The organism is Pontibacter sp. YIM B11418 (genome assembly GCF_059278805.1).
The window spans coordinates 463,411-485,753 of record NZ_JCAEMH010000005.1; the positions used below are offsets into that span (position 1 = coordinate 463,411).

Genomic DNA, 22,343 nt, shown 5'->3' on the forward strand with positions numbered 1-22,343 from the left:
TTAAACAAGGAGGGGTTAGGGGTGGTTGGATAGGATAAACAGCAGAAGGCCCGGATTGAATCCGGGCCTTCTGCTGTTTTATAGAAAATTGAGGTCTTACTGCACCATCGAGTCCAGTTCCTCGAACCTCGAGTTTTTACTTTTGAACTCAGGAACGATCTTTTTCATTTGCTTAACAGTATCCAACTCATCACCGTCTTTGTTGAGGTTAAGGAGCTCGTTGATGCTGGCGAGGACCTTGTTGTAGGTATACTCGCGCACTTTCGACACTTTGATCTTTTCGTGGTGGGTCGAGATGGTAAGTTCTTCCTGGTTCAGAAGTTCCTCATACAGCTTCTCACCCGGTCGCAGGCCTGAAAACACGATCTCGATATCGTTGGCGGTCAGGCCGGCTAGTTTGATCATCTTGCGAGCCAGGTCCACGATCTTCACAGGTTGCCCCATGTCGAATATAAAGATCTCGCCGCCTTTGCCCATTGTGCCGGCTTCAAGCACCAACTGTACTGCCTCCGGTATGGTCATGAAGTAGCGGGTGATATCCGGGTGCGTTACTGTGATCGGACCGCCTTTCTCGATCTGGGAGCGGAAACGTGGGATAACAGAACCGTTTGATCCTAGCACATTGCCGAAGCGGGTGGTGATGAAACGGGTCTGTTGCAGGGCGGTACCTTTCACGTTGTCCTGCAGTTTTGGCTGCGCACTGATGTTGTTGAGCGACTGAATATAGATCTCGGCGATACGCTTTGAGGCACCCATGATATTGGTTGGGTTTACCGCTTTGTCCGTAGAGATCATTACAAACTTCTCTACATCGAAGGTCATCGAAAGATCTGCCAGGTTTTTGGTCCCCATTACGTTCGTTAGGATTGCTTCAGAAGGATTGCATTCCATCATCGGCACATGCTTATAGGCTGCAGCATGGTATACCATCTGCGGATTATATTCCTTGAATAGGGAATACATGCGGTTGAAGTTCTGGATATCAGCAATACAAAGCTTCAGGTTAGCATCCGGAAAGTGCTCTTCCATTTCCAATTGCAGCTCGTGCAAAGGAGACTCAGCCTGGTCACAAATGATGACCATTTCTGGTTTATAGGTAAGTACCTGACGCACGATCTCTGAACCGATTGAACCGGCACCTCCTGTGATCAGTATGCGCTTACCAGCCAAATCAGCTGATATTTTGTCGTTCTCGATCACTATCGGCGGACGCTGTAGCAGGTCTTCAATACGCAGATCCTGTATCTGGTTCATGCGCAACTGGCCTGACATCCACTGTTCCGTCGGTGGCACGGTCACTACCTTTATACCTAGCTCTACACAGGTTTCGATCGCATTCTTGCGGGCATCCGATTTCAGGTCTTCACTCAGGATAACCAATTTATCAATTTTCAGCTTCCGCTGCAGTTTTTCAATATCGTTGATATGAAACACTCGCTTCTGCTGGATGTGCTTGTCGATCTTGTTGGGGTTGTCATCGACAAAACCTACAATATTCAGGCGACCCGCATTGCTGAGTTCCAGCGCTTGTTTCACTAGAATGGCAAAACTATCGGCTCCGTAGATCAGAATTGACTCCTTGTCGCCGCTGGCACCGCGCTTGATATAGTAGAACAGGGCCTTCGCTCCCAGGCGCATCATGATCAGCACCGAAGAACTGATAAAGAAGTTGACCAGCAGCACAACGTAGATGTTCACAGAGTCAATATGTAGTTCTGGCGAAACCCAAAAGCCTATAATGGCCCCATATAGTAGACTGGCCATCAAAACGGCCGTGAAGATACGGTAGATGTCGTCGGTACTGGAGTAGCGGATCAGGCCGGTGTGGATGCGCATCGCGTAAAATACAATGACAGAAATTGCCAGGTATATGCCGCTATACACAAAGAAGTGGCCGCGCAGAATTGTTTCGAAGTCAAACTGGCGGATGATGAAGAAAGACAAAGCAAAAGACCAGGTAGAGATGACTTGATCGATGATCAGAATGATCCATTTTGGTAAAGCTTTGTTCTGTAAAAATGTTTTCATACGGTAGTCTCGGGTAGAGAAGAGCTTAGGTTACGGCAAAAGGCTGGAGTAGGTTATAATTTAAATTAATACCTGTTTTGTACAGTTAAAAGTTCCCAGTCACATCAGAATTTAGTTAACAGTTCATACCTTAACTAAACCTTAACGCAGCTTCACCAGCATAATTATATCCTTCACAATCTAAAAGATACATATGCCGTCCAAAATTAGAGAAAAAAACTGAAAACTCAGTTTTTAACTTGTTGTTTCTCAATTGAAACAGCTACTACCTATACGTAAAAATCCGGCTGTGCTTTGCATATTATGCTAAAGCACAGCCGGATTTTATTTATAATTTATCTTTTCTATCGGGCGAAACAGGCTTTGATGCAGTCCACTACTCGTTCCCGTTCCTCATCCGTCATATTGGACCCCGAAGGCAGGCACAGTCCCTGGTCAAACAAGCGCTCGCTGGTCCCGTCGCCATAATAAGGCGCGTTGGCAAATACCGGTTGCAAGTGCATCGGCTTCCAGAGTGGGCGCGATTCGATGTTCTCCTTCTCCAGTGCCAGGCGGATGTCCTCACGGCTTATCCCCTGGCTATCATCTACCAGCACTGTGCTCAACCAGCGGTTGGAGTAATACTCCACATTGGGCTCCTCTGCAAACTGAATCGCAGGTATAGCAGCCAGCGTCTTCTGATAGAAGGTATAGTTGGCGCGACGTTGCTGTACACGCTCCAGCAGCACATCCATTTGTCCACGGCCGATGGCAGCGCACACGTTGCTCATGCGATAGTTATACCCGATGTGCGAGTGCTGGTAGTGCGGAGCCGCATCGCGGGCCTGTGTCGCCAGGAAACGAGCTTGCTTGATATAGGCTTCGTTGTTCGAAACCAGCGCTCCACCGCCTGATGTTGTGATGATCTTGTTTCCGTTGAACGAGAGGATACTCATGGCCCCGAAAGTCCCTAGCTTCTGCCCTTTGAAAGAAGAGCCCACCGCCTCAGCAGCATCCTCCACCACCGGTATCTCGTGGCGGTCGGCTATGGCCATGATGCGATCCATTTCGGCTGGCATACCATATAGGTGCACCACGATGATCGCCTTCGGCTTTTTGCCTTTGCGCAGTCGGTCCTGTATAGCTAGTTCCAGCAGGTCAGGTGACATGTTCCAGGTGCGGTCCTCGCTGTCCACAAATACTGGGATGGCGCCCTGGTACGCGATCGGGTTGGCTGAGGCCGAAAAGGTCATGCTCTGGCAGATCACTTCATCACCCGCCTTCACCCCTAGCATAATCAGCGCCAGGTGCAGCGCCGCCGTGCCTGAGCTCAGCGCCGCCACATGCATACCTTCCCTCAAGAAGTCGGCCAGGTCACACTCAAAGCCATCTACATGCGGACCAAGCGGCGCGATCCAGTTGGTATCAAAAGCCTCTTTAACATTCTTAAACTCGTTTGTTCCCATGTGCGGGGAAGAGAGCCAGATCTTTAGATTCATATGTTTGTCAGATGTTCTTTTATAATTCGGGCCGGATTGCCTACGGCAGTCACGCCATCAGGTATATCGCGTATTACGACTGCGCCCGCGCCTATTTTGCACCACTTCCCTATTTTCAGATTTGGAATCACTACAGCACCAGCACCAATGTGTGTACCCTCCCCTACCTGCACGTTCCCGCTCAGCACCGCTCCCGGTGAGATATGGGCAAAGTCGCCTATCTCACAGTCATGGTCGATGCTGGCCCCTGTGTTGATGATCGCATGCCGCCCGATTTGAGCGTCAGCCTGTATAATGACTCCCTGCATCACGACAGTACCTTCTGAAATGGTAACAGAAGGTGAGATAATTGCTGTAGGGTGGATGGCTTTGCCAAAGGCCAGCTTTAGTTGTTCAGCAACTCGGCGGCGAATAGCATTATCACCGATGCTGATGACTATAGGATTTTCCACATACTGCTCCACCTCAGGACCCAGCACAGGTATACCACCCACTTCCTTTATGGCAGGATTTCTATCAAAGGCACCCAACACAGGTATACCCATATCCCGCAGGATATCGATGATCACTTTCGCATGTCCGCTCGCGCCGTACAGGTACATGGTAGGTTCAGATATGGTGTGATGCAAAGGTAAGAATTCTCAGTTTGTCATTTCGAATGTAATAAGAAATCTGGAATAGTGCTCAAATTCTGAAATCACCTAGATCTCTCCTATTGTCGAGATGACAGTTTGAACTGTCTATGGTTTAAGGCTGGATTAGTTTGGAACTGAACTTTACTGGTGAGGTGTCCCCCTAAACCGCTCCATCGTAGCAACCCCCTCTGCACTTATCCCCTCCGACTTAAACACTTTTCCAATGGTCATGAAAATAATCTTCACATCCAGCAAAAAAGAGATATTATCGACATACCATATATCGTAGCGAAATTTCTCTTCCCAACTGATGGCATTGCGGCCGTTTACCTGCGCCCAGCCAGTAATGCCGGGGCGCACTTCGTGGCGACGGCGTTGGGTTTCATTGTAAAGCGGCAGGTACTCTACCAGTAAAGGGCGGGGACCAATCAAGGACATCTCCCCTTTGATCACATTTAGGAGCTGGGGTATTTCATCCAGGGAAGTTTTGCGAACAAAGGAACCTATAGGGGTAAGGCGATCAGCATCCGGTAGCAAATTACCCTTTGAATCCCGCTTGTCATTCATAGTCTTGTACTTGATCACCCTGAAGATGCGTCCATGCCTGCCCGGACGCGGCTGTAGGAAGAAGGGCTTGCCATCATTAGCAATAGCCAGCAGCAGCGTTACAACCAGAAAGATAGGAAGCAGCACGATAAAAGCGCTTAGACTCAGCACAAAATCGATCAGGCGCTTAAAGAATCGACTATATAAGTTCATGTTGTTTCAGATGGGCTTGGTACTCCTGTAATAAAAGCTCCCAAAAATGGGTTTGCTCGTAGCGCTCCACGATCATGCGCCGAGCCTGTAACTGCATGTAAGCAAAACTTTCTTTATCGCTTATAAAGGTTAGCATAGCAGCGTAAAGTTCTTCCACCGACTTAGGCGGCACGATCAAACCGTTTTCACCGTGTTGGATGATTTCATTACATCCGTTGATGTTTGTTACGATACTTGGCAAATCAAAGCAACCGGCCTGCATAGGCACATTGGGGAAACCTTCGCGGTAAGAAGGAAATGCCAATGCCTGACTGATTGCCAGGTATGGCCGCACATCATGCTGAAAACCAACCGACAGTATGGCCGGGTTATTTTCAATCTCTTTCAGAATATGATCCTCAATCGGATCAAGATCCTGTTCAAAGGGTCCAACCAACAAAAGCTTTATTTGTGGATGCTGTCCTTGAAGTTTTTTAAAGGCGTTCACAAGCTCTTGAATGCCTTTATCTTTTACCAGGCGACCGATAAATACAAATACAAAATCATCGGGTTTTATACCTAGCCGCGCTTTCAGTTCCTCCAGTTTGGGAGCATTCAGTTGCTCTCTACTGAAAAAGGTTGTATTAATACCGTTGCTGCTTCCGTTGCCAATCACCTTCACTTTCTCTGGTCCGCAGAACCTGCTTTCCAGAATAAAGTCCTTCAGTACAGTTGAGTTCGGGTATAACTTGGTAGCGCATGCATAGGTGAGCTTCTCCACTGCTTCCAGCACCTGACGGGTCTTGCCATTTGTTTCCATCAGCGGCAGACCAGCTACAGTATGCAGACGTACCGGCACACCAGCCAGTTTCGCGCCGAGCATACCGATAATCCCTGCTTTAGGCGTATGAGAATGCACGATCGCTGGCTTATGCTTTTTGCAGAGTCGATAGAATTGCCAGAGCGCTTTCAGGTCCTGCACCGGGGTAATCTTACGGGTCATACCTATCTCGATCAAAGGCGTTTCCTGCTCACGCTCTACTGCCTCAGCCTCTGGCCCTGTAGCCGATACCATCACCGGCTCAAAACCTTTAGAGCGCATATAGGGCAACTGACCTGTGATCAGCTTTTGTAGGGAGAGAGGTACCGTAGTGATGCGGATGAGTACTGGGGGCATTGGGGTAAAATTTGTTTTCGGGTGCAAAGGTAAACAAATTACTTACTGCTTATATACTCATATATACCCCTCATGCTCAAGCTTTGCATTCCATATTCTTCTTGCAGCTTTTTATAATGACCGATGATGATCTTCAGATCAGCCATACTGCGCTCAGGGTAGCTACCGAAGTTGTGGGGATGCCACCAGAGGTGATAGCATTCTTTGTGCTTGGCAGCTACAGTCATTTCTAACAGGATGCGGTTTAGACGCAATTTGTTCAGGATGTCTCTCCTACCATCTACCGGTCTCAAGAAGCGACTGGCAGGTATAGCCAAGGGCATACCTGCTTCCAATTTGAGTGATGACAGCGGAAACGAAGTTCTGCTACCAAGCGGCAAATAAGCGTCTCCGGTCCTGAACAGTTTATTCAAGAGCGTATCCTTCACTGTCTGCTTCCAGAACCAGTCCTTCGGGTTAGAACGGACTGCTTTAATACCCTCTTCGAGGCAGACACGCAGATATTGTTTATTAAACTGATTACGAGGGAAGACAAGTGATTCCAACTTCATCCCCTGCCTAGCAGCTATACCTCGCGCCGCCTTCAGGTCCTGCCGGAACTGCTCCAGCGTCTGCCCTGCTTCCTGGCAGTAGTAGTGCGCAAAGGTATGGGTAGCCATCTCCTGGGAAGATGTTTGATGGATCTGCTGCACCAACTCTGGCGCAAAAAAGAAATCTTTCAGGCTGCCATCACGGCCAAACTCCTCCTTCAGCCGGTAAGCAGAGAGTTGGTCATTCTGATACGAAGGGCGGAGTGCAGGTATAGTGTTGGACCAGTCAATCCAGTCGTTGGCAAAGAGCATTCCTACCGTAGCCCATGTTACCTGCACCTGCTGTTTTTCAAAAAGCGCCAGCATCTCCGGTATCACTCTGCGCGTATTCGCAAAGTACTGCTTCCGTTCCACTAAGGTAACTTTATCAAAAATGCCCCAATAAAGCTCAAAATCTAGGGAGATGGTGAAGACAGGGATATTGTTGGTCATAAATTTTGCTAAAATTCCTCACCTTAGGCAAAGAGGGGTTAGGGGTGGTTGGTATCTCCTTTTGATAGGGGGCAGGGGAGCGTTATTGCTTGAGAATAGTAAATTAAAGTCTATGATGAACTAGCAGAAGTCAAATTAATTAACCGATCCTGCTCCTCCAGCTTTCTCTTCCTCAATTGAAACAGATTAATTTTCTTCTGTTTTTTATACTCTAAAAACGAAATGATTACAAAAAACAGAAAATACATCACCATACTCTTCTGCCGCATGGCTATGCCCAAGTTGGACATAACAAAAGAGAGTGCAACAGATGAACTAATAAAGATAACCAAACTCATCTTCACTAAGGAAGTTGAGTTTTTGAGGAAAGGAATAAAGTCTTTGTCAACAAGCTTCCAGGCAAGAAGGAGATATAGTAGATTTTCGAAAGACACAAAAATTCCCAAAGCACCAGGAGCATCTACAAATAATGGTCTGAACCAGAACGTAAAAAGTTTGAGGGGAAGTGGATAACTATTTAAATCAACAGAAGAACCTGCGCTCCTACTTAATCCAGTTGCACGAGTTGTCGCAAAATCTTCAAAGCTACCAACTACATCTTCTTCGTTAATATTCGCTATTGCAAGAATTTGATCAGATAACACAAATATACCACCTACGAAGGCTGCATAAACAATAATCTTCTGATATAGTGGTACTTTCTCCCGACCTGTAAAGTACCCAAGCACTGCGCCAACACCCAAGAACAGGAACATGTGCGGTCGAATCATATACACTATAAACGACCCAAATATTAAAGCCAACATACGTTTTTGCGGAAAGCGCATAGCGTAGGCGAATAAGCCTAACCCCATAAATATTACAGACCCTTTACCTAAGGAAGCTGTCCAGAAATGCATATTGGGCAGGAATAATAATATGATTAATAGATCAAATCCCCAAAGTTGAACTTTAAGTTTTACGTTCTCCTTAAAAAAAATATAGAAATGAATAAAACCTATATAACCAAACCATGCGAATAAAAGCATAATCATTTCATAGCTGAAGCTCAAATTGTTTGCAAATGGAGTAGCTAAAAAGTTAATAAAGGTTGTACCTGATTTTAATATATCTATCCAAGAACCTTCATAAGCTGCAGCTCTATCAAAATATGTTTTAGAGTCAGATCTATTGAAAATAGTGTAGATATAATACACTCCCCAAAACAGCATATGATACCAATACAATTTATTCATTAGCTGCACAGAGAAGAAAGGAAACTTCTTCTGATAACTATTTAAAATAGCTTGATTGATAAAATAAAGTACAAAAAGTAAGAGAAGCGCCCCTATCATGCTACACTAAAATAACTCCATATCTCCTAAGGCATAACCCCAATTTTCCTGCCTGCTTAATTCATCATACACATCTTCTTGTAGACCAACATTGCGCAACGTCACAATAGGTCCTTTATCTAGAATCGGCAGTAGGCCCATACTTGGGTAAACACCATTTGTAAGCTCGAAGTGCCTCCCTGATGCAGATGTAAGAAAACAAGCGCTGCTAATCTGCTTAAAGGAAATTGCCAATTCGCTTCGTGACTTTCTGTCAAACGAATTCTTGTCAATAAACAAGTCCACTACCCGCATCTCCTGCCCGAAATTGTGAGGCTTGATCCGGTAGAACAGTACATAAGAACTATAATCAGATAAGTAGAAATAATCAAAAAGTGGGTTATTTTGATAGCGCCACTGCACATAATCTGGACTCAACAAGGTTTGAGCTTGGTCGGCCTTAGCAATTGGGTTGGAGAGGTTTGGTAGAAGCTTTGCTAACTTATCCCAATCCTGTGCTGGAGCAACGGGCACTGCCTGTCGTTTATATGCTAAAGGATTTACTTTCAGCTTCAATGCCATTCGCCCCATCTCGATCCAACCCATTTTCAAATAACCGGTCTTACTGCTTTCATTTGGTGTATTATAAACCACATGTATACCGGCTGCTTTAGCATCCTCCAGCCCCTGCAGAGTCAATTTCTTGAAAATGCCCTTTCCCTGAAAATCCGGATGTGTAGCTGTATCGACTGCACGAATAGCCTGAAGAACTCGCCTTTTGTACTGCCATTGCCAGCGAAGAAAGGCGCGCACGCCTACTACCTGTCCATCAGCATCTGCTACCAGAACTGGTGAAGCACCATGAGGATTTTGCACATGTTTCCAGTTCCACAAGGCTTCAGACTTTTGAATTAGTCCTTCACCCAATGATGACTTTAAAAGTTCTACGATAGCTGGGACATCCGCTTCTGTTCCTTTTCTAATTCGCATGGTTTCTTTTCATTGTTATACATCCCCCTACCCCTATCAAGAGGGAAATTCATGTATATGTAAGTTCCCATCTGAAGGGGGCAGGGGATGACAATTTTGCAAGAGGAAGTCCCTGCCCAAGCATGAAGTAACTAAGGGCAGTTGGTACCTGTTTATCCCCTCTCCTCTTTCAAAAACAAATATAACTCTTCCAGTTGCTTTGCCATTTTAATTATACTAAAGTCGGTCTGCACCCGTTGGCGGGCTCCAACTGCGAGGGCTTTACGTTGCTCATGGTTTTGCAGTAGTTGCACGCCATAATCAGCCAGTTTCATATAATCATCCACTTCACAAAGAAGACCGCTCTTACCAGTTTCCACCACTTCTTCAACTCCACCAGCTTTGGTGCTAATTACAGCGCAACCACAACTCATGGCTTCTAATAAGGCGATAGGTAAGCCTTCGAAGATGGAGGACATCATGTAAATATCCATGCCGCTGAAGTAGGGCTTTACATCGGTTTTGAGGCCAGGCATGTGCAATCGATCTTCTATACCTAAGGCCTTTCTCTTCGTCAGTAGTTCTTCTTTAAGAGGACCGTCCCCTACAATTATGAAATGCGCCTCGGGCACTCTTTTCAGGATATCTGCAGCAATCTCCAACCACACATCCAAGCGCTTTTGAAAACGAAATACAGATACAGTCCCAATCACAGGGGCATCAGCCGGTATTCCTAGTTCCTGCCGTGTCTGAAGCCCCGCCGGCTGATCCCGCATAAAATTTGCTGTATTGACTCCATTTAATATGTTAAGCAGGTAGGGTTGCTGTGCTTTCCCGTTGACCCTGGCTTCCTGCACAGCCGGCAGATCAAGCTCACGGAAGTTGGCATCGGCATTTTTTCGTATAGACTGCTGCACATCATCCGAAACCGCCACGGCTGCGTCTTGCCAGCCAAAGCTGAGCTTGTTCAGCCAATACGTAATCTTGTTATAGCGCTCCCACTTATTGTGTTCAGTATAGACGATAGGTACTCCTGTTTTCTTACCCACTAACCTGGCAATCACGCCAGCCCAAGGCAGGTGGCTATGAATCACATCAATCTGATGCTCCTGTACATAGCGGCTGATAGTATTTACCCGCTGAAACATTTGTAGATTATTATTTGCCTTGAAGCAGATCGCCTTCGCCCCCAAAGATTCGATGGCGGGTACCATCTGGTCTTTCCAAGGAAGAAAATAAGCAAAATGAAAGTCGAATTGCTCCCGATCATGCACTTTTAAGGTCTCCGGCAACAACATTTCAGCGCCACCTCGGCCCAAAGATTTGATTAAGTGAAGGACTCTAACTCTTGACAATGCTTTTATATTTAACTATTGCTTAACACTTGTTTGTAAAGTTCAGCGAAGTTTTCCGCAATGCGTAAATTCATATACTTTTCTGCAACTAGATTAAGGGCTTCGAAAGTAATTTGCTGTTTCTCTGACTCTTGTAAGTTGAGTACTTCATGAACAGCATGCGCAAATGCTTCTTCATTACCTGATTCGATCAACCATCCAGTTCGTTTATGCTTAATGATTTCACTTATACCTCCAACATTATAAGCAACAACTGTTGTTTCATATAGCATTGCTTCTAATATTACTCCTGGTAGCCCCTCAACAATACTAGGTAATAATAACACCTGTCCATTGGCAATGTAATCCAAGGGGTTATTCACAAACCCCGTAAAATGTACTGATCCTTGTAGCCCCAGCTCTTTTATCTTTTCCTCAACTGATTTTCTTAATGGGCCATCTCCTACCAGCCATAAGTGAGCATTAGGGTATTGATTAATGATAGACTTTAATATACGCAGAAGCCCTAGATGATTCTTTTCAAACGTAAAGCCTCCTACATGTACCAGGTTTATTTGTCCATTTTTATCCTGGAAGGGATTATTCACTATTTTCTTTTCTTCCAAGCCTATAGGTAATGTAACGGTCTTTCGAGCTAAGCTTGGGTATAGGTTTATTAGATCTTTCTTTGAATGCTCACTTACTGAAGCAATGCCATCTGTTTGCTTATAGAGAAACCCATTATATAACTTCTGAACAGGATTTTTAATATAAGAACTGAGCGTGCTTGCATTACGAAATACGATTGGCTGCTTCCATCTAAACATTAACTTTGAGAATACAGCGTACTTTAATGTATCTCCTGCGTTAGCCTGCACAATATCAGGCTGTTTTTCATTGATCTGATTTGCTAGGTTTTTCCAACCTTTACTGTCCCAAAGTCGGGCACCAGGATTTGCCCCTAGTAATTGATAAGGCTTGCTATACTTGTAAGCATCAGTACTATCAAATACCGCCAATAACTCAGAAACATGACCGAGTTTGTAAAGATTATCTGACAACTGCGCAGCAAACGTCTCCGCTCCACGTGGTTGTGGTTTCTGAATAAGTTGTAGAATTTTCATACGCTCAATTGCCTGTAAAATTTAAGCGTATCTTCATTAATCTTATCAAGTTGAAACTTGGTATTAAAATTCGACAAGCTACTACACCCCATCTGTTTTCGCAAATTCGGGTCTTTGGCTAACTTAATCATATGATCAGACAACTTATCATCATCTCCAACAGGAAACATTAAGGCATTCTCATTCTGAATTACTACTTCATGAAAAACAGGCAGATCGGAGCAAATAACAGGAAGAGCGGCGGCCTGAGCTTCAATCAAAGAACCTCCTAGACCCTCATATAAAGAAGGGAATACAAATACATCTGAAGCCACCAATAGTGCGGGTACATCATGCCTGTGGCCCAACCAAAAGATTTTTGAATGAATCACTGGGTGATTTTTAAGAAATGCTTCTATTTCTGGTGATGCATTTCCCTTTCTGCCGCAGAACACAATTGCAATCTTATCCCAAACCAATGTATCCTTTGAATGAATATTCAGTATTGCATTAAGTAAATGAATATGGCCTTTTTGAAATTCCTGTCTCCCTACATGAGTATAAATCACTCTACTAGAGTCCAGTCCTAACTCGTGACGCAGGGTATCCCTACTATTATTCCTAGCTTCAAGATGTGCATTTTCATTGCGGCCTCTATAAATTACGCTTAATCGTTTAGCGGGGATATTGAGATGATTTCTGTAGTGTTTTGCCACTTCTTCAGTGATAGCAATGGAATGGTCGACTCCTCTTTTTGCTGATAAGTGATCTAAATACTTATACACAAAGAAAGCCGCCTTACTTGTTTTAGGATCCTTCAACCTGACAGGATCATAAGTACAGTTTACAAGGCTCTCAATATGATAAAAAGAGGTAATAGCTTTTGCTAACCTTACTCTCAGGTTTGATTTTAATAAAACAGAATGAACAATAGTTGGCTTATAGTTTTTAATAATCGTGGCGATTTCCAGGCTATTCTGATAAATACTCCTTTTCTTTAAAAAAGTGACCGCAAAGCCTTCATCCAGAATTTCCTTTTCAATTCCTTCTTTTCTATGTTCCAGAACCACAATAGAAAAATCAACACCCTGCTCTCTGAGGTAATACCAAAGATAGGCGTTCGACCGCTCAGCTCCACCCGTACCTAAACTATCTTGGACAAAAAGTATTCTCATAATTTAATCAGGTAATCGTATTTATCCAAGTACTTATAAGCCACCTTATTAATGGTCATCACCTCTTCCTTCGAGAGCTTTTTCAAGCTACTACAGTTCATATTCTTGATACTGCTTTCAACATTGTGAATCTTGAAGACATTATCTTTGAAGGTATCATGAAAGGGGGCAACATGAATAAAATCAGTGATATCACGCAGAACCTTATCAGGATTTGATGTAAAATCCTCGTAAGTGACTTCTATAAAATTATCAGCTTTAGATTTGGTTTGCTCCACTACCTCAAGACTTCTAGCCCATTGTTCAGCACAGAGCTCTAACGAATACTTTACATTCGCTGCATGTAAAGGATTACCTTCCATTACTATTGCTTTACGATGTATACCTTCTGCAACGGCATATCCGTTTCTAACTAGATGTATGAAGTAAGCCTCCTTAAAATTCTTGTTGAGGTAATCAATCCGGATTGTATTGACAATTGATTTTTCCAGAAGAACAGGTTTAGAAAGATCATAAAAATGCGACCAATGCCTTTTAGCTACTGCCGCGGATTCTTTTTCATTGACCTGTAGTTCCTGCTCACATTCTTTCCACATCCTGCGCCATAGGAAGTCTTCTGGCCTAGATAGTTTATCTGTCAGCATAACTCCTTCGTCATTCAAAGATGACATCTCCGGATGAGTCGATAGTACTTCTTCAAGTAATGTAGTGCCTGAATTATAGCATCCAATAATGAACACCCACTTCTTCCCTTCTATCTTCTTTCCCATTTTGTCTAATAAGAAAGAAAGCGCCTTGCTCCCCCTATAACGGGCAACAAGGCGGTGCTTTATTGTTTTCTCAGCCATTAATTATTCTATAGATACTTCTTCTTAGTGGTAGAATTTTAGAATGCCATCCACTTAAAATAAAGCGTAACTTATTCGATGTTGTCTGATCAGTAATGCTTAACCTGGAAATTCGGTAAGGATCGTATACTTTCGCAGGTAGCTTATGATCGAAAAGAAAAGTATTACTTATCCCTTCTTCTTTGGCCACTTTTTCTGCCAAGGGATTTACGTTACCATTAGGATAGGCAAAAATACTATATCCCCTAAGCTCAGCTTTATTAAAAAAGCTTTTGGACTGCCTAAACTCATCACGAAGTTCAGCTTCTGTACATTGATCAAACATTGGGTGTGTATGGGAGTGATTTGCAATAATCACTCCGGCTGCCTCCATCTCTTTTAACTGCTCAGTTGTCAATTGAGTTTGTTTCAACAATGGCTTATCAGACTCTCCTCTTAGTTTGTTTATGTAGGTTACTCTCTTTTGATTTGGCCATGATTTCACCTCCCATACTTTCTTCTCACCCGCAACTTTACCCAGCAGGTAAACCAATTCATCCCACCAGAAAGGTTTTTCTGTATCAATCAACTCGGTGATGACAAAGAGGATAGCTTCTAAGTTATGTTCCTTAATTATGGGAAAAAGATGGTCATAGAAAGAAACGTCTCCGTCGTCAACGGTTATCAGTACATTATGCTTTTTTAAAATAGGGTGATGATACTTAATCTGATTTATCGCATTTACCTTGTGATAAACTACAATTTTCCTATTTGCGAAAGCGTCATGCATTAGCTGAACCAAGATTGTATTCGCTTATTACATTATAAAATCATACCTGCCGCTACTGTCTCATTCGTAGCTTCATCAACTAGTATCAAACTACCTGTCTGCCTGTTACGAGAATAGGAATCCGCTAACAAAGGTTTGGTCGTACGTAGTCTTACCCGGCTTATTTCATTCATCCGTATATCCTTATCATCTTCTATTCTATGAAGCGTATTGATGTCAACTTTATATAATACCTCTTTAATCATAGTGCGCACTTCATTTGTTGTATGGCGCAGGATATATTTACCATTAGGCACAGGCCCTCTGTTATTTAACCAGCACAACATTACATCAATATCCTGACTAACTTTTGGTTGATTATTTTCTCTGACAATCATATCCCCTCTGCTAATGTCAATATCATCTTCCAAAACAATCGTAACTGACATTGGAGGATATGCTTCCTGCACAGGACCATCAAACGTATCAATGCTCTTAATGGTACTGCTGAATCCAGAAGGAAGCACCAATACCTTATCCCCAACTTTGAAAACACCTCCAGCTATGCGACCAGCGTAGCCACGATAATCGTGGAACTCATTATTGTGAGGCCTGATCACAGTCTGAACAGGAAATCGACAATCAATAAGGTTGGTATCGTTTCCAATATGAATTGTTTCAAGTGTATGCAATAGTGTTTCACCTTGATACCATGGCGTATTTCCTGAGCGGTTCACTACATTATCGCCATGCAAGGCACTGATTGGAACGAAGCGGATGTCCTTGACACTTAGCTTTGCCGCAAACTCCTTGTATTGATTAACGATCTTATCGAACTGCTCTTCCGAATAATCTACCAGATCCATTTTATTTACGCATACAATAACATGAGGGATCTGGAGCAGAGAAGCTATAAAAGAATGACGAGAAGTTTGTTCTACTACCCCTTTTCGGGCATCGACCAAAATTAGAGCCAAGTTAGCTGTTGAAGCACCAGTCACCATATTCCGGGTATATTGAATATGTCCTGGTGTATCTGCAATGATAAACTTACGCTTAGGAGTAGCAAAATAGCGGTATGCCACATCAATAGTGATCCCCTGCTCTCTTTCATCCTTGAGGCCATCTGTTAGCAGAGATAGGTCTACATGCTCTAGACCTTTTTTCTCACTTGACTTTCTTACTGCCTCAATCTGGTCCTCAAATATTGACTTTGAATCGTATAGTAAGCGGCCAATCAGTGTGCTCTTACCATCATCCACACTGCCAGCCGTTGTAAATCTTAATAGTTCCATTTCTATCTTTTAAAAATAACCCTGCTTCTTTCTGTCTTCCATAGAAGTCTCTGAACGTTTGTCGTCCGCTCTATTGCCTCGCTCAGTATGCCTTGAAGCAGCTACTTCCATTACAATTTTGTCTAACGTATCGGCATCAGACTCGATTCCACCTGTGATCGTGATATCTCCCAGTGTTCTGAATCTGATCTGTTTTCTAATAACAGTTTCTTCATCACGCACAGTAATAAACTCAGAAACAGGTAACCAGGTATCATCGCGAAAAACCACGTCCCTGTCATGGGCAAAGTAAAGTGAAGGTATAGCAATGTTCTCAGTTAAAATATACTGCCAGATATCCATTTCTGTCCAGTTGCTGATAGGGAAAACCCTGAAATGCTCCCCCTGATTTTTTTTGCCATTGAAAAGATTCCACAGCTCAGGTCGCTGGTTTTTCGGATCCCACTGCCCAAAATCATCGCGGTGAGAAAAAAATCGCTCTTTCGCTCTGGCTTTTTCTTCATCGCGACGAGCCCCACCTAGTGCAGCATCAATTTTATTACTTTCAATAGCGTCAAGCAACGTGACAGTCTGCAACGCATTCCGGCTAGCGTTGCGTCCTGATTCTTCTTTTGCGCGCCCTTTGTCGATAGAATCCTGTACGGAGCCAACGATCAGCTGCACACCCAATTCTTTTACAAGATTGTCTCTAAAAGCAATCGTTTCTGGAAAATTGTGGCCAGTATCGATGTGAATGAGCGGCATAGGAATTTTGGCAGGGAAAAAAGCTTTTCTAGCCAAATGAGTAACCACAATAGAGTCTTTCCCTCCGGAAAATAAAATTGCAGGCCGCTCAAATTGGGCAACAACTTCTCTAATAACATAAATAGCTTCAGCCTCTAATTCTTTCAGATGGCTTAAAAAATAATTACTCATTATTAAATTTCAATTTTGGTTCAATATAGGTAATTAGCTTATGTAAAGATTCTTCAAGTGTTTCCCTATCAGAATATATGTGTACATCCGGTTGCTCTGGCACCTCAAATGGTGAGCTTATTCCGGTAAAGTTACTAATTTCTCCTTTACGGGCCTTCTTATATAAACCCTTTACATCCCTTTGCTCACAAATTTCCAATGGGCAGTCCACAAAAACCTCGACAAATTCATTTTCGCCAACTATAGTCTTCACATGGTCACGATCTTGTTTAAAGGGCGACACAAAAGCTGAAAGTACGATCAGTCCAGCATCAGACATTAGTTTTGCCACTTCACCGATCCTTCGTATATTTTCTTTGCGAGATTCATCAGAAAAACTCAAGTCACTGTTCAGACCTGTTCTTATGTTATCACCGTCAAGTATGTAAGTTCTGTAGCTTTTACTAAAAAGGTACTGTTCCAACCTATTAGCCAAGGTAGATTTTCCACTACCTGACAAACCTGTGAACCAAATCGCCAACGATTTATGATTATTCAAATTTTCTCGCTGCTGTTTATCAATATGGTGGTCATGCGGAATTACATGAAGTTTTTCTGCCATAGTTTAAAAGTATTTAAGGATGATGTAACTGAGAGTTGTAACAGAATAAACCACTGTAAAAGGTATACCTATTTTCAAAAAGTCTTTCAATTTGTAAGACCCTGGCCCATAGATCATTAAGTTCGTTTGATAACCTACAGGAGTTAAAAAAGATGCGGAGGCGCCAAATGCAATCGCAACGTAGAAGCCAGTTGGGTCCAAGCCCATTCCATGGCTGAGAGAATATGCAATAGGAAATGCAATGGATACAGCGGCAACATTCGTAACAAAGGATGTCAATAAAACAGTGATCAGGAATAGCCCAATCAAAACACCATATGTACCCCAAACCTGAAATACCTCAATAATTGCCGAAGCTGCATCTTGGGCAACTCCTGTATTAATCAAAGCTTTACTTAGTGTAAGGGCGCTGCCCAAAATAATTAAAAGATCAAGATCAAGTAATTTTTTTATTTCATCTGTTCTTAAAAGCCCCAACCCGATCATTAAAACTGTTATCAGGAAAAGACTGAGGAAAAGCTTGAATAAACCAATCGCCATTAGCCCGATTGATGTAATTATTCCTAATACAAATGCTGCTTTCTTCCACTTTGGTGTACCACTACGTCTCGACAGAACAGATACAGTATATAGATCCCGGTCGTTTTTATTGCGGTTGAGGAATTTTTGTCCAGCTGACAATATCAGTAAGTCACCAGGCTCCAAAACTATAGAGCCTATTTTTCCTCTTAGGTGTTCCCCATTCCGGTGAATAGCTACAACTGCTGCATCATATTTGTCTCTAAACTCAGTTTCCTTCAATGTACGGCCAGTGAGCTCGCTATTTCTTGGAATAACAGTTTCAACTAAGTTGACATGCCCGTTTATGCCAATCTCATTGGAACGGGGAATTTGTAATCCATTATCATGCTGGAGTAATTCAATTACTTTTTCAGTATCACCTGCAAAGTAAAGATGATCATTTGTCTGAAGTACTTCCTCCGGGTCAACCGCATTGATCACCTTTCCATCACGTACAATTTCGAATAAATAGATACCCTCCAGATTGCGCAGATTTGCAGCAGTAATACTCTTTCCAGCCAGTATTGAGCCGGGTGCTATATAAGTTTCTACCAAATACTCCCTGGCATTCGTCTTGAATTCATCTAAAGGATTAATACGGGAAGGAAGCAAGTAATAACCAACAGTTGCCAAGAATACCAAACCTACTATTGTTACCAGCACGCCAGGTATCAGGAAGTCCAGAAACTCTAACCCTTGCGGCTCTTTCGAAAGTATAAATCCGTTTAACACGAGGTTAGTGGATGTTCCTACTACTGTCATCATACCTCCCACAATAGTTGCAAACGACAATGGTATTAATAACTTAGATGGGGCTACTTTGTGTCGCTTTGACCACTGGTATACATATGGGATCATCAAAGCAACGATAGGTGTATTATTAACGACTGAAGACATAAGAGATACACCCGCTGTCATCCGTATCATAAAACCCCTAGGAGTTTTGGCAGATCGGAAAAGGTTATTTAGAAAACCTACTAAGTTGAAGTGCCCCCTTATTCCTGCCGTTACAAAAATTAGCAAAAAGATTGTTACAATAGATTCATTGCTCAAACTTTGTAGAAAATCAGCAGGCTCTACGACGTTGGCTATAATAAGTATGATGACGCCGCCTAGAAAGACAATGGCAGGGCGTACTTTGTCAAGTAATAAACCTACCACGCACCATAATAGTACGAGCGCAGTTATCCACTTCTCTATAGGGATATCAGCCATTAGCGCTGTACAATGAACCAAGGGTTAAGCAAATTTTCTTTATTGTACTGCAATGGTTCACCAGTCTCAAATTGTACCACTTTACAACCTGCAGCTCGGGCAATAGCATCACCAGCAGCCGTATCCCACTCCATGGTTGGGGCAAGCCGTGGATACAAATCCGCTTTGCCTTCCGCTACGAGGCAAATTTTTAAAGAACTGCCCATCAAGATAAAGTCTAGCTTTCCATGCTCCTTCTCCAAACTGGAAATATATCCCTCTGTTTCTTTTGAAGCATGGGATCTGCTCCCAACAACAGTGTACAATTCTTTCTTAATTTGCTGGAATGGTAGTTGGTTATTAGTAGCCTTCCAATCAGAAGGCAATTGGTGATTATCTATTTCCACTTTCCACGCTCCTTCTCCTTCCACACCTATGTAAAGCCACTGTTTTACCGGTGCATAGACAACTCCTAATACTGGAGTACCATCTTTTATTAGCGCAACATTAACAGTAAACTCCCCATTCCTTTTAATGAATTCTTTTGTGCCATCCAATGGATCAATCAACCAGTATGTCGGCCAAGAAGCTCTTTCAGCATGTGAAATACTAGTTCCTTCTTCACTTAAAATAGGATAAGGGGTTTTTTTTAAATATTCTTTGATGATAAAATGCCCCTTCTTATCTGCATCCGTTAGTGGTGAATTATCAAGTTTATAAGTTACTTCATGCTTGCCTTCATAAATTTTTGTTATTTTTTTACCTGCACTGATAGCTGCAGCAAGAGCTAAATCTATATACATTATTTCTTAAGCAAGGACACTTTTTCAAGTGTATTCAATCTATAAAATGATTAATTTAACGCTCTATAGATTATTTTTAAACATTCTTAATATAGCCTTCACTACTAGACCAACTTACTATTTGAGCAGGATTACCAACTACTACTGCATTATCAGGAATATCAAAATTGACAAAAGATAGAGGAGCTATAAGCACATCATTACCAACATTAATATTACCTACTACTACTGCATTCGCCCCTATCCAAACCCTATCACCAATGATTGGACTTCCGATTTTCCTACCTCTGCTAACGTGCCCTATAGTAACACCCTGCGCTATATTACAATTTTCACCAATAACGGTATTTTGATTTACAACTATATTCCCATAATGTCCTAAATATAAACCTTTGCCTATTCTGCAAGAATGAGGTATCTGGTATCCAAACTTGACTTGCATCCTCTTATACCATATTCTTGCAAAGAAACCTAATGGATTAGATAATTTATAACGTTGGCAGGTCCTAAATAATACCATGAACCTATAGCCTGGTGTATTAAAAAATTTTACAAAAAGTTTGATTGCGGAATTAGTTGTGACTTTATAACGCGCTGCGTCAATTTGATACATTATTGATTAATCAGTTAATACTAAAGAAATTTAATTTGGTACTACACGTCTTCCCATTCTCCCAGTTAATGCATGAAAAATTGCCAATGCTTTAAATTTTAATTTTTGCTGTTTATTTTTTTGTAAAAACAGAATACTAAATATCTTCTTCAATTCTAGTAAGAAGAAGGCCATAAAAGTTGTTAATGACTTTCTTTTAATGGCTAAGAAAAGGTGGTTTCTTGTTACATAGTACATGCGCCAATATGGAGTTCCATTTGCAGAACCTTTTTTCTCATCTTCAATTTTTCCATTTGGTAGTGTATAAATATTATATCCTCGCTCTTTAGCTCTTAGACAGAAATCGAACTCATATATCCCCATAAAAAATCTTGGATCACATGTTCCTATATTCTTGACAACTTCAGACTTAATCAAGCAACCATCAAATGTTATTAAGTCTGTTTGCAATGGCTTATCACAAGCAGATATGTACTTAGTAATTCTGCGCCCTCTCCAGTAAGAAGACTCTGCTTTTCCGTTTTTAAGCATGCCGATCTTGATCAATCCTAATCGAGGATCTTTAAGATATTTGATAGCTTGAATTAATGAAGTTAGTGAATCAAAATGAGGTCGTGAATCATCATTAAAAAGCCACATCCATTCAAATTTATCTTTTGCATAATCCATACCCCGAGCAAACCCTCCTGCAGAACCAAGATTTTCTTGATTCTTGAGGTAATGTATATTTGATGCATCTAAAGATTTAATAACTGATTCTGTACCATCAGAGCTATTATTATCTATTATAATAATCTCAACTTGTTCGGATAAGTTATTAATATACTCAATAGTTTTAAATAGTTCTTTCTTCCTATTGAAAGTTACTACGATTACTCCTAAATTCATTTTCTTTTAAATTTGCTCTCCCATGAGTTTATACCAATTAACGAAAATATTGAAAGTATAACTCGTATATTATTTTTTAGATGAAATGGATTCAATCTGAAAGCTTTAAATAGGTAATATCTACCTACTGATTTTTCACCAGCCCCTAATGCATTTGTTCCAATAAGCACATAATAATTAAAAAGAACTTGTTGGCTACTATTAAAGAGAGATTTATGCTTATTAATTAATTCAATAGCTGCTGTATATACAGCTTTAGGATTTTTCCTGATTCTTTCACCACTATGTTCAATAATCCGAACCAAAGGTTTGTAAATACATTCTATAGGAGGAGTTCTATTGGTTGCATTATTAAAGATTCTAATCCATAAGTCTGTATGCTGCCTGGCTGATAGACTAGTATCATATGCACCAAGATTGAAAAAGAGTTTTCTAGATATCGCAAAAGCACCAGCATATAACTGAAAGTGATTACCAGGAAATAGCTTACTATGCGAGTTCGGAAGATCCACTTTTATTGTTCCATCAAGATTTTCAAATTGAACCCCTACACATACTATATCACTTTTTTTACTATATAATATTTGTGAAATTTCAAATAACCAATCTTTGCAAACTAAATCATCGCTATCTAAAAAAATTAAATATTCCCCTGCAGCACTCTCAGCGCCAACATTACGGCTATGTGCAGCGCCTGTATTATTCTTCTTTATATATTTTATTTGGCTGTCAGTTAATGACGTTGCCACAACTTCAGTTTCATCAGTCGAGCCATCATCTACAATGATAAGTTCCCAATTCTTAAAAGTTTGGCTTTTGAGGCTATCAACTAATTCTGGTATTAAGCGAGCACGATTATAGGTAGGTGTAATAACTGATATTAATGCCATGAGATACAGTTGGAA

Annotated in this window: 21 protein-coding genes; all 21 read right to left on the reverse strand. The window is 41.9% G+C overall.

Annotated features, from left to right (window positions below; genetic code table 11):
• Positions 1-96 precede the first annotated feature (96 nt).
• Positions 97-2,028 (reverse strand): polysaccharide biosynthesis protein, encoded by a 1,932-nt coding sequence (locus tag AC4QZR_RS14830; protein WP_253402813.1) that lies wholly within the window; start codon positions 2,026-2,028, stop codon positions 97-99.
• A gap of 344 nt (positions 2,029-2,372) precedes the next feature.
• Positions 2,373-3,506, reverse strand: a complete 1,134-nt coding sequence (locus AC4QZR_RS14835) for a DegT/DnrJ/EryC1/StrS family aminotransferase (RefSeq protein WP_494481617.1) — start codon at positions 3,504-3,506, stop codon at positions 2,373-2,375.
• Positions 3,503-4,108, reverse strand: a complete 606-nt coding sequence (locus tag AC4QZR_RS14840; protein WP_494481654.1) for an acetyltransferase — start codon at positions 4,106-4,108, stop codon at positions 3,503-3,505. Before AC4QZR_RS14840 ends, AC4QZR_RS14835 begins: the two co-directional genes overlap by 4 nt.
• A gap of 174 nt (positions 4,109-4,282) precedes the next feature.
• A complete protein-coding gene (locus AC4QZR_RS14845; protein WP_494481618.1) occupies positions 4,283-4,900 on the reverse strand; it encodes a sugar transferase in 618 nt (205 codons plus the stop codon).
• On the reverse strand, positions 4,887-6,056 hold the full coding sequence (locus AC4QZR_RS14850; protein ID WP_494481619.1) for a glycosyltransferase family 4 protein: 1,170 nt from the start codon (positions 6,054-6,056) through the stop codon (positions 4,887-4,889). The genes AC4QZR_RS14845 and AC4QZR_RS14850 overlap by 14 nt, the downstream gene beginning before the upstream one ends.
• Positions 6,057-6,094: 38 nt before the next feature.
• The gene (locus AC4QZR_RS14855; protein WP_494481620.1) at positions 6,095-7,078 is read right to left on the reverse strand and encodes a polysaccharide deacetylase family protein; all 984 of its coding nucleotides are present in this window, start codon (positions 7,076-7,078) and stop codon (positions 6,095-6,097) included.
• 110 nt (positions 7,079-7,188) lie between these two features.
• Positions 7,189-8,412 carry a hypothetical protein gene (locus AC4QZR_RS14860; RefSeq protein WP_494481621.1) on the reverse strand — a complete coding sequence of 408 codons (1,224 nt, stop codon included), beginning with the start codon at positions 8,410-8,412 and terminating at the stop codon, positions 7,189-7,191.
• Positions 8,413-8,418: 6 nt separating this feature from the next.
• Positions 8,419-9,381, reverse strand: a complete 963-nt coding sequence (locus AC4QZR_RS14865; protein ID WP_494481622.1) for a GNAT family N-acetyltransferase — start codon at positions 9,379-9,381, stop codon at positions 8,419-8,421.
• Between the two features lie 152 nt (positions 9,382-9,533).
• Complete coding sequence (locus AC4QZR_RS14870; protein ID WP_494481623.1) at positions 9,534-10,679, reverse strand: glycosyltransferase family 4 protein; 1,146 nt, start codon at positions 10,677-10,679, stop codon at positions 9,534-9,536.
• 47 nt (positions 10,680-10,726) lie between these two features.
• A complete protein-coding gene (locus AC4QZR_RS14875; RefSeq protein WP_494481624.1) occupies positions 10,727-11,818 on the reverse strand; it encodes a glycosyltransferase in 1,092 nt (363 codons plus the stop codon).
• Positions 11,815-12,972 carry a glycosyltransferase family 4 protein gene (locus AC4QZR_RS14880; protein ID WP_494481625.1) on the reverse strand — a complete coding sequence of 386 codons (1,158 nt, stop codon included), beginning with the start codon at positions 12,970-12,972 and terminating at the stop codon, positions 11,815-11,817. The genes AC4QZR_RS14875 and AC4QZR_RS14880 overlap by 4 nt, the downstream gene beginning before the upstream one ends.
• Positions 12,969-13,820: a sulfotransferase family protein gene (locus AC4QZR_RS14885; protein ID WP_494481626.1), complete on the reverse strand. Its 852-nt coding sequence runs from the start codon at positions 13,818-13,820 to the stop codon at positions 12,969-12,971. The genes AC4QZR_RS14880 and AC4QZR_RS14885 overlap by 4 nt, the downstream gene beginning before the upstream one ends.
• On the reverse strand, positions 13,813-14,601 hold the full coding sequence (locus AC4QZR_RS14890) for a polysaccharide deacetylase family protein (RefSeq protein ID WP_494481627.1): 789 nt from the start codon (positions 14,599-14,601) through the stop codon (positions 13,813-13,815). The genes AC4QZR_RS14885 and AC4QZR_RS14890 overlap by 8 nt, the downstream gene beginning before the upstream one ends.
• Before the next feature lie 20 nt (positions 14,602-14,621).
• Entirely contained in the window at positions 14,622-15,863 is a 1,242-nt protein-coding gene (gene cysN, locus AC4QZR_RS14895; RefSeq protein WP_494481628.1) for a sulfate adenylyltransferase subunit CysN, read from the reverse strand.
• Between the two features lie 9 nt (positions 15,864-15,872).
• Complete coding sequence (cysD, locus tag AC4QZR_RS14900) at positions 15,873-16,778, reverse strand: sulfate adenylyltransferase subunit CysD (RefSeq protein WP_494481629.1); 906 nt, start codon at positions 16,776-16,778, stop codon at positions 15,873-15,875.
• Positions 16,771-17,379 (reverse strand): adenylyl-sulfate kinase, encoded by a 609-nt coding sequence (cysC, locus tag AC4QZR_RS14905; protein WP_494481630.1) that lies wholly within the window; start codon positions 17,377-17,379, stop codon positions 16,771-16,773. The genes cysD and cysC overlap by 8 nt, the downstream gene beginning before the upstream one ends.
• A 3-nt stretch (positions 17,380-17,382) precedes the next feature.
• Positions 17,383-19,155, reverse strand: coding sequence for an SLC13 family permease (locus tag AC4QZR_RS14910; protein WP_494481631.1), 1,773 nt, complete (start codon positions 19,153-19,155; stop codon positions 17,383-17,385).
• Positions 19,155-19,937: a 3'(2'),5'-bisphosphate nucleotidase CysQ gene (gene cysQ / locus AC4QZR_RS14915; protein ID WP_494481632.1), complete on the reverse strand. Its 783-nt coding sequence runs from the start codon at positions 19,935-19,937 to the stop codon at positions 19,155-19,157. The genes AC4QZR_RS14910 and cysQ overlap by 1 nt, the downstream gene beginning before the upstream one ends.
• A gap of 76 nt (positions 19,938-20,013) precedes the next feature.
• Positions 20,014-20,550: a serine O-acetyltransferase gene (locus AC4QZR_RS14920; protein WP_494481633.1), complete on the reverse strand. Its 537-nt coding sequence runs from the start codon at positions 20,548-20,550 to the stop codon at positions 20,014-20,016.
• A gap of 30 nt (positions 20,551-20,580) precedes the next feature.
• Positions 20,581-21,438, reverse strand: a complete 858-nt coding sequence (locus tag AC4QZR_RS14925; protein WP_494481634.1) for a glycosyltransferase family 2 protein — start codon at positions 21,436-21,438, stop codon at positions 20,581-20,583.
• A complete protein-coding gene (locus AC4QZR_RS14930) occupies positions 21,435-22,328 on the reverse strand; it encodes a glycosyltransferase family 2 protein (RefSeq protein WP_494481635.1) in 894 nt (297 codons plus the stop codon). Before AC4QZR_RS14930 ends, AC4QZR_RS14925 begins: the two co-directional genes overlap by 4 nt.
• Positions 22,329-22,343: the final 15 nt, after the last annotated feature.

Bases quoted from the DNA above. Each gene is read 5' to 3' on its own strand.
- AC4QZR_RS14830 (WP_253402813.1), bottom strand. From the start codon at position 2,028: ATGAAAACATTTTTACAGAACAAAGCTTTACCAAAATGGATCATTCTG.
- AC4QZR_RS14835 (WP_494481617.1), bottom strand. From the start codon at position 3,506: ATGAATCTAAAGATCTGGCTCTCTTCCCCGCACATGGGAACAAACGAG.
- AC4QZR_RS14840 (WP_494481654.1), bottom strand. From the start codon at position 4,108: ATGTACCTGTACGGCGCGAGCGGACATGCGAAAGTGATCATCGATATC.
- AC4QZR_RS14845 (WP_494481618.1), bottom strand. From the start codon at position 4,900: ATGAACTTATATAGTCGATTCTTTAAGCGCCTGATCGATTTTGTGCTG.
- AC4QZR_RS14850 (WP_494481619.1), bottom strand. From the start codon at position 6,056: ATGCCCCCAGTACTCATCCGCATCACTACGGTACCTCTCTCCCTACAA.
- AC4QZR_RS14855 (WP_494481620.1), bottom strand. From the start codon at position 7,078: ATGACCAACAATATCCCTGTCTTCACCATCTCCCTAGATTTTGAGCTT.
- AC4QZR_RS14860 (WP_494481621.1), bottom strand. From the start codon at position 8,412: ATGATAGGGGCGCTTCTCTTACTTTTTGTACTTTATTTTATCAATCAA.
- AC4QZR_RS14865 (WP_494481622.1), bottom strand. From the start codon at position 9,381: ATGCGAATTAGAAAAGGAACAGAAGCGGATGTCCCAGCTATCGTAGAA.
- AC4QZR_RS14875 (WP_494481624.1), bottom strand. From the start codon at position 11,818: ATGAAAATTCTACAACTTATTCAGAAACCACAACCACGTGGAGCGGAG.
- AC4QZR_RS14880 (WP_494481625.1), bottom strand. From the start codon at position 12,972: ATGAGAATACTTTTTGTCCAAGATAGTTTAGGTACGGGTGGAGCTGAG.
- AC4QZR_RS14885 (WP_494481626.1), bottom strand. From the start codon at position 13,820: ATGGCTGAGAAAACAATAAAGCACCGCCTTGTTGCCCGTTATAGGGGG.
- cysN (WP_494481628.1), bottom strand. From the start codon at position 15,863: ATGGAACTATTAAGATTTACAACGGCTGGCAGTGTGGATGATGGTAAG.
- cysD (WP_494481629.1), bottom strand. From the start codon at position 16,778: ATGAGTAATTATTTTTTAAGCCATCTGAAAGAATTAGAGGCTGAAGCT.
- cysC (WP_494481630.1), bottom strand. From the start codon at position 17,379: ATGGCAGAAAAACTTCATGTAATTCCGCATGACCACCATATTGATAAA.
- AC4QZR_RS14910 (WP_494481631.1), bottom strand. From the start codon at position 19,155: ATGGCTGATATCCCTATAGAGAAGTGGATAACTGCGCTCGTACTATTA.
- cysQ (WP_494481632.1), bottom strand. From the start codon at position 19,937: ATGTATATAGATTTAGCTCTTGCTGCAGCTATCAGTGCAGGTAAAAAA.
- AC4QZR_RS14920 (WP_494481633.1), bottom strand. From the start codon at position 20,550: ATGTATCAAATTGACGCAGCGCGTTATAAAGTCACAACTAATTCCGCA.
- AC4QZR_RS14925 (WP_494481634.1), bottom strand. From the start codon at position 21,438: ATGAATTTAGGAGTAATCGTAGTAACTTTCAATAGGAAGAAAGAACTA.
- AC4QZR_RS14930 (WP_494481635.1), bottom strand. From the start codon at position 22,328: ATGGCATTAATATCAGTTATTACACCTACCTATAATCGTGCTCGCTTA.